The organism is Trinickia mobilis (assembly GCF_017315705.1).
Lineage (GTDB): Bacteria > Pseudomonadota > Gammaproteobacteria > Burkholderiales > Burkholderiaceae > Trinickia_A > Trinickia_A mobilis.
On record NZ_JAFLRF010000002.1, the window covers coordinates 307,261 to 319,309 of the forward strand.

General features: G+C 58.5%; 9 protein-coding genes. 2 read left to right on the top strand and 7 right to left on the bottom strand.

The features are described from left to right. Positions 1-111: 111 nt before the first annotated feature. The 6 genes from J3489_RS04245 to J3489_RS04270 form a co-directional block, all read right to left on the bottom strand. Positions 112-1,833, bottom strand: coding sequence for an AMP-binding protein (locus J3489_RS04245; protein WP_206996445.1), 1,722 nt, complete (start codon positions 1,831-1,833; stop codon positions 112-114). A 93-nt stretch (positions 1,834-1,926) separates the two neighbouring features. Continuing rightward, a complete protein-coding gene (locus J3489_RS04250) occupies positions 1,927-2,715 on the bottom strand; it encodes an enoyl-CoA hydratase/isomerase family protein (RefSeq protein ID WP_206996607.1) in 789 nt (262 codons plus the stop codon). 65 nt (positions 2,716-2,780) lie between these two features. Further along, positions 2,781-4,520, bottom strand: coding sequence for a CocE/NonD family hydrolase (locus J3489_RS04255; RefSeq protein WP_206996446.1), 1,740 nt, complete (start codon positions 4,518-4,520; stop codon positions 2,781-2,783). Positions 4,521-4,745: 225 nt separating this feature from the next. Next, positions 4,746-6,161 (bottom strand): MFS transporter, encoded by a 1,416-nt coding sequence (locus J3489_RS04260; RefSeq protein ID WP_206996447.1) that lies wholly within the window; start codon positions 6,159-6,161, stop codon positions 4,746-4,748. A gap of 214 nt (positions 6,162-6,375) precedes the next feature. Then, complete coding sequence (locus J3489_RS04265) at positions 6,376-7,470, bottom strand: porin (RefSeq protein ID WP_206996448.1); 1,095 nt, start codon at positions 7,468-7,470, stop codon at positions 6,376-6,378. Positions 7,471-7,871: 401 nt separating this feature from the next. Next, a complete protein-coding gene (locus tag J3489_RS04270) occupies positions 7,872-8,660 on the bottom strand; it encodes an enoyl-CoA hydratase/isomerase family protein (RefSeq protein WP_206996449.1) in 789 nt (262 codons plus the stop codon). A gap of 448 nt (positions 8,661-9,108) precedes the next feature. Between J3489_RS04270 and J3489_RS04275 the strand changes: the two genes are divergently transcribed. Then, positions 9,109-9,873 carry a TetR/AcrR family transcriptional regulator gene (locus J3489_RS04275; RefSeq protein ID WP_206996450.1) on the top strand — a complete coding sequence of 255 codons (765 nt, stop codon included), beginning with the start codon at positions 9,109-9,111 and terminating at the stop codon, positions 9,871-9,873. 130 nt (positions 9,874-10,003) lie between these two features. Here J3489_RS04275 and J3489_RS04280 read toward each other — a convergent pair whose 3' ends face one another. Continuing rightward, the gene (locus J3489_RS04280; RefSeq protein WP_206996451.1) at positions 10,004-10,747 is read right to left on the bottom strand and encodes an SDR family NAD(P)-dependent oxidoreductase; all 744 of its coding nucleotides are present in this window, start codon (positions 10,745-10,747) and stop codon (positions 10,004-10,006) included. A 359-nt stretch (positions 10,748-11,106) separates the two neighbouring features. Here J3489_RS04280 and J3489_RS04285 point away from each other — a divergent pair, with 359 nt between their 5' ends. Further along, positions 11,107-11,979 (top strand): ABC transporter substrate-binding protein, encoded by an 873-nt coding sequence (locus J3489_RS04285; protein ID WP_206996452.1) that lies wholly within the window; start codon positions 11,107-11,109, stop codon positions 11,977-11,979. Positions 11,980-12,049 lie beyond the last annotated feature (70 nt).

A 12,049-nucleotide genomic window follows, 5' to 3' on the forward strand; every position in this document is an offset into this window, starting at 1 on the left:
TGATATCAAAACCTCGTCATCCGATGACATTCGCATTTTGATACGGATAACTAATTACATTGAAAGCCGGAACAGCCTTATCCAAGAATCTGCGCGGCTGTCATGCACCTATCATGCGGTCTTTTTCTCGCTCAAATTCAGAAAACGAATCATCTCCTCGCGCATCGCGAATTTCTGCACCTTCCCCGTGACGGTCAAGGGCATTTCATCGACAAAGCGAACATACCTAGGCACTTTGTAATGAGCGATTTGTCCCCGGCAAAAATCGCGGATGTCTTCCTCGCTGGCATACTCGCCTTGACGAAGCACTATCCACGCACACAGCTCCTCCCCGGTTTTCTCGTCGGGTACGCCGAATACCTGAACATTTTGAATTTTCGGGTGCCTGAACAGATACTCCTCTATCTCGCGAGGATAGATGTTCTCGCCACCGCGAATCACCATGTCCTTGAGTCTGCCGACAATATTGCAATAGCCGTCGGCGTCGATCGTTGCAAGGTCGCCCGTATGCATCCATCCATCAATGATGCTTTCACGTGTCCTCTCCTCATCTTCCCAATACCCCAGCATCACGGAGTATCCTTTCGTGCAGAGTTCTCCGGTTGCGCCGACGGGCACGGTATTGCCAAGGGGATCGACGATCTTCACTTCCAGGTGAGGTTGAATCCGCCCGACGGTGGTCGTGCGCTTATCGAGCGGGTCCGTGGTTGCGCTCTGAAACGAAACCGGGCTGGTCTCCGTCATTCCATACGCAATGGTGACCTCCTGCATGTGCATTTTGGCCAGCACTTGCCTCATGGTCTCGATGGGGCACGGCGAACCGGCCATAATGCCGGTGCGGAGACTGCTTAGGTCAAACGCAGCAAATTCCGGATGCTCCAGCTCGGCGATAAACATCGTCGGCACTCCGTGAAGCGCCGTGCAGCGCTCTTGTGCGATTGACGCAAGGGTCGCGCCGGCATCGAATCCCTCGCTTGGGAAGACCATCTGCGCTCCGACCGATACGCAGGCGAGGACGCCGAGAACCATTCCGAAGCAGTGGTAGAGCGGGACGGGGATGCAGAGCGAATCGACTTCGGACAGCTTCATCGCCATCGCCACAAAACGCCCGTTATTGACGATGTTTCGATGCGTCAGCGTGGCGCCCTTCGGGCTGCCGGTCGTGCCGCTCGTGAACTGAATGTTGATTGGATCGTGAGCGGACAGCACGATCGTCGTTTGACCTTCGTCGCGCAGGATCGCCTCGCCCTTCAGCATCACGGCGGAGAATGGCATCACGCCCCGTATGCCCGGATCACCGACGGATATCACGGTACGGAGTTCCGGCAGGCGCGCGCAATGCAGATCGCCGGCTTGCTGCGCCGCGAGCTCTGGGGCGATGTCTAGCAGCATCGAAATGTATTTCGACGTTTTGAATTGCTCGGCCGTCACGAGCGCTTTGCATCCCACCTTGCGCAAGGCATATTCGAGTTCTGAAACCCGGTAGGCGGGATTGATGTTGACCAACACCGCACCGATGCGTGCCGTGGCGAACTGCGTGAGCAGCCATTCGAATCGATTGGGCGACCAGATTCCGACGCGGTCGCCTTTTGCTATGCCTAATGACAAGAGGCCCGCGGCAAATCGATCGACGCGTTCGTCAAATTCCTTCCATGTCCAGCGCACGCCCTGTTCGCGGAACACCACGGCTTGCCGCTCGGGAAAACGTTGCGCTGTATCTCTTAGAAACTGGCCGATCGTGGATTCGCTCAATGGAACATCCGACGCACCGCGAACGTATGCAACGCCGCCGGCAGGTGCGGTAAGCTCAAGGGAATCGGGTAAGGTTTGCATAAAGCCATTCTCCAACGCTGCTGCGGATTCCTAGTCAGGAGTGCGATGAACCAAGGTCACGTCGCTGTTGTAGCCGCCACCGGAAGCGTCCAGCTACTTGCCGTAAAACACGAGATCACCAGGCTCCTGGTCGTGATCGAACGCTTCGGCCGTATTGGCAAAACCCCGCGTGGCGTCTTCCGTCTTGTACAAGCCCATGCAAACATCCAGCATGGCGACGTCGGCACCCGCCACACCGCCGCTTGACCACGTCTTGAGCAGGGTGCGCGTCGCCGCATACGAAAGCGTCGGGCCATCCGAAAGTCGCATCACCAGTTCCTTGGCGACATCTTCGAGCTCGCCCGGATCGGCAACGTGAGTGGCAATCCCGAGCTCCCCGGCCACGCTGCCCGGAATCGGTTCACCCAGCATGGCGAAGCGTGAGGCGCGACCACGCCCCACGCGCTCAGCCAGCCGCTGCAGCGCGCCGGCGATGGGTAGCATCGCGGTGGTCACCTCGACGCATCGGAAGACCGTATCCGTCGCCGCCACGATGAAGTCGCAACTCAATGCGAGTTCGAGGCCGCCGCCGAATGCCAAGCCCTGCACCACCGCCACCGTCGGAACACGCAGGGCCTCGATCGCGCGATACGACGTATTGATTTCCGCAACGAACGTGCGGAACCAGTTCAGGTCCTTTCCTGGCCATTCGCGAACCTCGCCACCGAGACTGAAATGCGGCCCCTCTGCGCGAACGACCAGCACCCGGATATCGCTTTCGCTAGCCTCGTGAACCGCCTCCCGAAGGCATTGGGCAAAACGCAGGTCAAGCCGGTTGTAGGGCGGATTCGCCAGTACGATATTCCCGACCTTGCCTTCGCGCTCAAAACGTATGCTTTTCATTTGCAAACCTCATGTTGTCGGTCAAATTCACCGGGCGCCCACGGCGCCCTTCAAGGATCCGCAATTCAGGATGGCTCCCCATTCAACGGAATGATGGGAAGCAGCAAATGTGAAGGGCGGTCGGCGTCGCGGTAAATTTTGTGAGTGACCGTATTGCTACTGCATACGTGATACGGAATGTACTCGACGTCGGTCATCGCACCGGTTCCCGTGGGCACGTCAAGACTGCAGATCTCGACACAGATTCGATGACCGGCCTTGAACTGGTTGGCCGTCGCCAACACTTGGATTTCATACTTGACAACCTCCCCCGGCGTGACCGGTTCGATCGAATCCTTCGTCAGCTTGTAGAAGGGTTCCGCAGGCTTGGAGCGGTCAGGATCCGTTGCTCGGTACGAGGCTTTCAGCCAGCCGCGGGTCAGTTCACGTTCGGGCAACGTCTCCGGAACGCTCCGTTCACCGACGCGCGCGGTAACGACCGACACGTCCGGACCCACGTCCTTGAGTACGACGATCCAGTTCGTGTCCGCCTGGTCGATCTCGGCGTAGAGCGTGAGCGAGATCGGACCCGCCACCAAGACGTCCTGGGGGAGCGGATCAGTCATGTAGCGCAGGCGCTCAACCTTGGCCGTCTTCTTGAGCGGCATTTGCGTAAAGACATCCGGCTCCCGCTGCGCATTGCCGACCTCAGCCGACGGTCGAGGCGCGTCCGTGGAAAGCCGCTCCCAACCGCCGAGGTAGTACTTGGCCCATTGCGTCTCGGGCAAGGGCCAGTCGCTACCCGTGCGCCATTCGTTGGCGCCCATGACCCAGTAACGGACCGGGGGCTCATCCATGATGCCGGTGTCGACACCCTTGAGCCAGTAGTCGTACCAGCGAATGACCTCGTCGTGGTACTGGTGGAACGGTCGCTCCAGATGCGCCGGACCGGTAAAAATCAGCTTGCGCGGCTGCTTGACGTTTCCGAAGTAGTGCTGGGCACCAAGCCAATGCAATTTGTATGTGTACGCATAGGCACCGGATCCCGTATAGAACGGCACCTTGATCGACTTGAAGATTTCTTCGGCTCGTTCGACGGTCCCGTCCGGCTCCCAAGGGTTCGTCATGATGTGGTACATCACCCACGTTCGCTGACCCTTCTGCGTCAGAATGTTGTAGAGGTTGATGTACATCTTGTAATCGGGATTGCGCATGGCCGCGCGCCAGAGCGCCTCCTGCTCGTCGGGTAGCGGCCCCGGCACACTGCGTGACTCATGCACGGTGCTGAAAACGTCAAGCAAGTAAGGGAACGTATGGATGACGCCGCCAGGATTGAAATCCCGAAACCCGAACATGCCTCCGTATGCGCTACAGGCGTCGTAAGGGAAGATCGCCTTGAGCGCCGGATGCCCCTGCGCGGCCGCGCGCCATTGTTCCCCGGCAAAACCCGAAATGCCGACCATCCCGACTTTGCCGTCCGACCACGGCTGTTGCGTGATCCACTCGATCATGTCGTAATGATCGGTGTTCTCCTCGCCATAGTGACCTTCCGACTTGGCCGACCCTCGCGGCTGCGCAATGACGTGTACATAGCCGTTAGCAACAAAGCGGCGAGTGTCACCGGCTTCCACCGGCCCGAACCACAGCGGAGCATGCGCGGGTTGCGGAGGCAACACGTCGGCAATATCCGGGCCCTGAAGATCCTTGTTGTGCAGAGCCGAAGCATAGAGCACCGGATACTTTCCCTTCCCCTCAGGTCGATAGACGTCGACCGCGAGACGAGTGCCATCCCGCATCGCTACGATGACGTCGCGTTCTTCAATCATGTCCCCTCCAATTTCATTGGTACGTTCGGCTTCAACGGGCGGCCGCCGCTGCATTCGAAGGCGGCCCATACTTTCGGATGTCGGACTTCGCGCTTGCCGTTTGGCGATGTCCGCGATCATTCAGGTTCTGCAAGTTACTATACTTCACGTCCGTAAAGTATGCAAGACGAACAACGCCCAATAGCAGAATCCCGCCGCCGTGACACGTTTCGTCGACGACTTGACTCAGCCGCCTGGCCCGCTCGTGGTGCTATTCGATAACGTCCTGTCATGGGCCGATACCGTATCGATGATTTCCACGCGTTCGCTCGGCAACCGCGGTTGTGCCGAGAGAACGCGTGCCATGACGACCATGCAAGCGCTGGCTATCACGAGCGGTATCGACAACAACGCGCATACAAGCACATAGGGGTAGCCTGATATGACTATCAGACCAATCAACGACGACCCGATGATTGAACCGAGCCGTCCAATTGCAACCGTCCATCCTCCGCCGGATGCACGAAGCGCTGTCGGATAGAAGATGCCTGGAATCGTATTGACACAGGTCAGCGGGCCACCGATGGCCAACCCGGCCAGGAAAACCACGTTCGCGTGCCACGATGCGGTCTCGGACAGACCCAGGCCTATGACAAGCAATGAACCTGCGCCGAATGCGCCGCAAATGACCGAGGCTACGTTATAGCGGCGCACGAGGAATGCGAAAAGTACCGAACCGCCAAGAGCGCCGAATTGGAACATCGACGATACTTGTGAAGCCTCATGCATCGACAGGCCGACTTGCTTCAAATGCGTCGGCAACCAGCTTCCAACCAGAAAGAAGACCAAATACCCCGCAAATTCCGCGATCCAAGTCAGTACGGTTCCCAGCCGATATTCCTTTCCGAGGAGCGCCAGGCTTCCTCTCTTCGAACCGCCTGGTGCCGCAATGACAAAATGCAAATCGGAACAATCGAACGCCGGGAATATTTTGGCCACGACTCGCTGGACAGCTGCGTTGGTCTTACGGCTCGCTACCATGTAGAGCGGCGACTCGGGTACTTGCCATATAAATAGGCCCGCGACGCAAAGCGGCAGTACGCCACTCAATACCAGCATTCCCCTCCAACCTAAGACGCCTATTGCAAACGAAGTGACGAAACCAGCTGCAGCAGCGCCGAAGAGAAACCCGCAAAATATCGAGGCGAGCATAGCGGAGCGGGAGCGGTCCGGGCTATATTCAGCGACAAGCGACGAGGTTGCCGGCATCGCTGCGCCAACACCCAGACCGGTGATAAAACGCAACAAAACGAGCTGCACTAGTGATTGCGCCTCGCTGGATGCGAGAGCCGCTATGCCAAACCATGCGATCGCCGTAATGCCCACCGCCCTGCGACCCACACGATCGGCCATCGTCCCACCCACGATCGACCCGACCAACAATCCGGACAACCCTAAAGCGACCAAAGGCGCCAGCGCTGCGGGAGGAAGTTGCCAATCGTGACTGACGACAGGCGCAATAAACGCCATGACGATCGTATCGAACCCCTCGATCGCGATCGCCGCAAAGCAGACGAAAAACACCATCCACTGCTTCTTCCCCATCGGAGAATCATTGAGAAATTGGCGTATGTCGCGACGAATGTAGCCTGTGCGTTCCATTAGGTTTCCTTGAAGCTGGCGAGGCGGGGTTTCAATGGAAATTCAATTCAGGTTGCTTCTGCCTCGCGGCCGAGATCCGAAGCACCTCATCAACCATGTTTGGTTCGCGTATCCGAGAGGCAGCCGCAGTGAGAGTGACGTTGTCGCCTGAAACGATCACGACGCGCCACCCGTCTCTCCGGGCTTTCCAGCCCAAGCGAACCTCCTGACTTCGTTAAAAGCGATGACGAAGCCCGACGCGCAAGAGACCTTGAGATTGCCCGTTTGACGGACTCGTCACATACGTCATTTGCGCTTGCGTCGCCGAACCTGCGGCCTTCATCAATTGAGCGGCGAAGTAGACGTCCGTTCGCTTGGACAGGTAGTAGTCCGCAAAGAGACCGAGCGCGCGGTAGATCGGGGTTGCACCGGTTGCGTCGACCTTGCCATGTGTGTACACGTACACGATGCCGGCCAGAATGTCGGGCCTGATCAAGTAACCAAAGTTGGCCTCATAGTTGTCAAAGCGAACGTCATTGCCTAAGAAGGCGTTCTTGAAGCGCGTGGAGGTATATTCAAGGCCGATCGTCGCGTTGCCTAGTTTGTATTGTCCGCCGACGCCTGCGAGCGTCTGGCTCTGTGCGTTGGGCACATAGGCAGCAAACGTGACCGCGTTGGGCGCAACGCTGTTGAACACGGCAGCAAAAGGATTCTTGATATACGTATAGGCGGCGGCGACATACACCGGTCCGCCGGCGTAAGTGACGCCAACCGATTTGACGCTATTCGTGGAAAATTGGCCCGCCTGTCCGCCAAAGCTATACAGTCCGGCGAACGAGAATCCTGCCACTGGGGGACTGACGTATTTGACGGCGTTGTTGATACGGTTGGTCCCTGCGGTGTTATCGATGTCGCCGGCATGAGCGAAGTAGACCGACCAGTTCAATCCGGCATTGATTTTCGACAGCAAATCAGCCATCTCTTCGTACTGACGCCCAAGTGTCAGCGCCCCATAGTTGCTTGTGATGCCGACGTACGCCTGCCGACCAAAAAGGGCTCCGTTATTGCCGACGTTGCCTGTGGATGGATCAAAACCGTCTTCCAGCACGAAAACGGCTTTCATGCCACCACCGAGATCCTCTGAACCCCGAAGTCCCCATCTCGAGATCGACGCTCCGCCGCTCTGAAGTTGCCAATTCGAGGCTCCCTTCTGATTGGTGGTGTAGGTGATGCCTTCGTCAACTATTCCATACAAGGTCACGCTGCTTTGCGCATATGCGGAAGCGGATGAGACGCAAAGCAATGCGATGGCGCACGACAATCCCTTCATCTCCAATCTCCTGACCTTTTAGTTCTGCTTGCGATTGAACATCGCTGATAGTTGTATGAAGAAGCTTTATATTTTCCGATCGTACAGCTTTAGTTTAGAAAAAACCTTTCCGCACGTAAAGGATTATGAGACTGGGACTATCCCTATGAGGCGGAGTCTTGCGATCTAACCGCTGCCACGCCAGACGTGATCGAGAAAGTCAAGGGAAGGGGGGAAAGAGCCGGGAGGGTGCTGTGGCAGTGGTGCGGGTTGCGAATGCCCGTCTCATCCAGGTTTCGATAGGAATCCAACAGCGCTTTTGGGTCGGCAGCGCAACCATGACGAGGCCGTCTTTGACAAAAGGCGTTCGGCAGTTGGCCCATTTGCCGATTCCTTGGTCCGGTCAAACGGGGGGTTCGCCTTTAAGTTGACGAGTTTCTTGGCGAACCCGATCGTCCAACGAACCCGGCGACTCGCTGATAAAACGCTTCCGTCGAGGCGCATCTCAAGAACGCCTGCTTTTCATTCTCGAGATGTCGCTCAAGTCCGTCCTCCGATGCCATGCCAACGAGCGATTTCATCTCGCTGACCGCCGACGGCGGCAAGTCCATTACATTCCGTGCCATAGCGAGGGTGGCTTCTTCCAGCGAAGCTGGATCAGCAACACATTGCACAAGTCCCAATGAACTCGCTTCTTCTGCATTCAACGAATCGCTCACCAGCAGAAGTTGCAGGGCGCGCGCCGCCCCCAGGCGGCGCGCCAAATGGAAAGAAAGTCCCCCGTCGGTCGAGGTCCCGAGCTTGCCGTATCCGACGACAAAGCGAGCCGCACGTGACGCTACGACCAGATCGCACGCCATTGCCAACGAGAAACCTGCGCCTGCCGCAGCCCCCTGCACGCTCGCGATCACAGGAATCGGCAGACGCCGTAGCGTCAGAATGACAGCGTTGAGCGCACTGATTAGTGCTTCGAGAAAGCCATCGGATCTTTGCAGCCCATCCAGGATCTGAACGAGATTTCCACCGGCCGAAAATATTCGGCCCGTGGCTCGCAAAACGACCGCGCGATACTTCTCGCGCGCCTCAATGTCGCTGAGAGCTCTCAACATGCCATCGCAGAACTCCAGGTCGATCGCGTTTGCCTGCGCTTCGTTTCCCAAGGTGATGACGGCGAGATCGTCACGGGAGGTTAAGGTGATGTTGTTCTGCATTTGGCGACGCCTGCATTCACGAAATTCAGATGGTAGAACTCAGCTCTCTTCAGGTGCGATTCGGCGCCTAGGTCACGGTGCGCTTGACGCCTCGAATTTAGTGATCGATTAATTAGTCGCCGGACCCAGGTGCTACGTTGCGGTCTTCCTCGCACCAGCCGAACCATTATACTTTACCGCCGTTCAATTTAAAAGGCGTGATGCGGCTACCTCGCTTGCCTGTTTGGGAACACTCCCGCATGGCCGCGACCCCTCAGCGCCTTACCCGGCTTATCATCGGATGAATTAGCACGCCTATTCCGTTGTATTATACTTTTGTATAGTTTTTTGCCGCCACGCCCGCGACGCGGGCATTCAATACAGCTCGCCGAAACCGGTATCGAATGCCGTCTTGCCAAGCCCCCGAGCGGGCGCGCTCCGGCAACGAAATTCCTATTCGAGAAGCCAAATGGTGCAACGTACAGTTTCCAGCAAAAACTCCGGCAGCAAGGGTCGTCCGACAGAACTCCGACGCGCGGAGCAGCAGCGCGCGCAGGAAACGCGGGCTGCGATCTTGAACGCCGCGCTCACGGAATTCGCCGCGAAGGGCTTTGAGGCTGCAAGCATCCGCAGTATCGCGGACCGAGTCGGATTGCAGCACCCGCTCATCACTTACCATTACCGCTCCAAAGATGTTCTATGGCAGGCGGTGGCTGAATATGTTTTCGAACGTATCCGTCACGAGTGGGACGCTTATCTGGCGGATACGCCCCCTAGCAGCGCTGCAGAGCGTGTACGAGTGGTGTACAGGGGCCTGTTTAGATTCACGGTCGACTATCCTGAGTTTCATCGCTTCATGCTTCAGGAATTCCTCGGATATAGCCCGAGGCTGCAGTGGCTCGCGGACACGGTGCTCAAGCCGCTGATCAATTGGCTGCTGCCACAGATTCGTGCCGCACAAGATGAAGGCGCGTTGCCCCAAGGCGAGCCCATCATCTTCCACTATCTGTTGATCAGTCTGACGTCGACCCTTTCCGGCTTCGGCCCGGAGATGCAGGCGACCGCCAATGTTTCCCCGTCGGATCCCGCCGTGGTGGATGCCTACTGGCGAACTGTTGAGGAACTCGTCTTCAACAAGCAGACGTCCTCCAGCCGGTCCGAAGAGGCCGAATCGCGTTCGAGTCATGTCGAGAGGCGGCCGCGCGTGTCGGGTCGTTCGAAGAGCGACAGCTAAATCGGCAGGCGCTTCTGCCGACGCACGTGAGCCCTGGCCTCTCTTAAAAGGACATGTCCTTGACCGCTGGTCAGCGATAAAGCCAGAACAGTAACCCTGACCGCGCGGCGCGCGGTCGAGGCGCTCCCGTTCAAAAGGGCTCCTTGAAGGGCCGCAGATCGATCTCATGCGTCCACGCTGACGGATGCTGCAAGTGAATCTGCCAATACGCCTCGGCAATTGCATCGACGTTGAGCAGCCCGTTTTCGCCGCGCTCGGCGGACGCTTGCGGACGCGCACTGCGCAGGCGCTCGCCGTCGATCCCGCCGTCGATCACCACATGCGCGACATGCAGCCCGTGCGGCCCGAACTCGCGCGCCATGCTTTGCGCGATCATGCGCAGTCCCGCTTTTGCCGCTGCAAAATGCGCGAAGCCGGGCTTGCCGCGCAGGCTCGCTGACGCACCCGTGAAGATCACCGTGCCGCGACCGAGCGGTCCAAGACGCCGCGCCGCTTCGCGTCCGGCGATAAAGCCGCCTACGGGCCCCGAGCGCAGAAATTCCTGCAACTGTTCCGCGTTCAAATCGAGAAAAGGAATGCGCCGGTTGTTGCCGACGTTGTAGACGACGAGCGACGGGGCATCGATGCTGTCCTCGGATGGAGACATCGCACTGTCGAAGAGCCGCACGATATCCGCTTCCGACGTGCCGTCCATCGCGAACGATTCCGCCGAGCCGCCGCGGTCCGCGATGGTTTTCGTCACCGCGTCGAGCTTGGCCTGCGTGCGGCCCGCAACATACACGTGATATCCGTTCGCCGCGAACTTTCTGCACAACGCCCCGCCCAGTCCGAGCTCGGCACCCACGCCGATCACCACTGCGCTATTCCGCTTCATCGCGTTTCTCCGTTGTCTGTGCGCGCGTCGCAGCGCGCCAAGTTGAGATCGTCGCGTGATTATAGGCATCGACCGCGAGCGGCTGCTCGCACGCTGCCCAATTGCGATTCGGACCGCGGCTGTACGATTTTCGCGGTGGCGAGACGGTCAAACGTCCGTGTGGGAGCGCGAGCCGACTGTCGGGCATCGCGCGGGCGTTTTTGCCTCTATCAACAGTCCCGCCGATCCCTGACTTCCCTTCGTTCTCGTATCGCGCGCCGCGTCGTGGCACAAAAAAGCGCTTGCATTCCGGATATTGTTCAACAATAGTTTGCTCATTGTTCAACAATCAATCAGCGCAACAAGACGAGCGAGACCCTATGAAAGCCCTCACATTTCCGAAGTCGGCCCTCAAGGGCCTTTCGCACACGATGAAGATCGCCGTCGCGATCGCACCCATATTCGCGGCGACGCACGTGGACATTGCCGCCGCGGCGGGGACGGTCGCGGCCGAGCGCCTGCAGATCGGCGCCGATCTGACCTATCCGCCGTACGACTATCTGGACAACGGGACGCCCGCCGGCTTCGATCCCGCCTTCATGAATAAGCTGTCGGCACATCTGAAGCTCAAGCCGTCGTTCGTCGATACGCGCTTTGCGAATCTGATTCTCGGTGTCGACGCGAATCGCTTCGATGTGATCGCGTCCGCGCTGTATGTGACACCTGAGCGCGCGAAGCAGATCGACTTTCTGCCTTACCTGAAGACGGGCGGTTCGCTACTTGCGCTCAGCGGCACGGGCTTCGCTCCGAAGACGCCGGAAGACCTGTGCGGCAAGCGGGTCAGTTCGATCAAGGGCGCGTCGTGGATTCCGAAACTCAACGACGTGTCGAACAAGGTGTGCGTCCCGGCCGGGCGCGGTGCGATCGATGTGCGCGAGTTCGAGACCTCGCCGGAAGCAGCTCAGGCCGTGCTGTCGCATGCCGTCGATGCGCAATTCGAGGATTCCGCCGTCGCCCAGATTACAGCAACCCGACTAGGCGGACGTGTGGAGATCACGTCGACGGCGCCGCTCTATCCCGTGGTGATCGGTCTTGGTGTGAAGAAAGGCAACGACGTGCTGCTGTCGCAGTTGAAGACGGCGCTGGCATCGATGAAGTCGTCAGGCGAGTATGCGGCCCTGCTCAAGCAATATAACGTCGCAGAACCGACGGGCAGTGACGTCGCGCTCGCGCTAGGCAGCACGCAGAAATAACGTCCCGTTTCCGTACTGTCCGGCGGGCCGTTACGGCCCGCTTCGCCACGCGTGCTTTGCATCGCAGCGC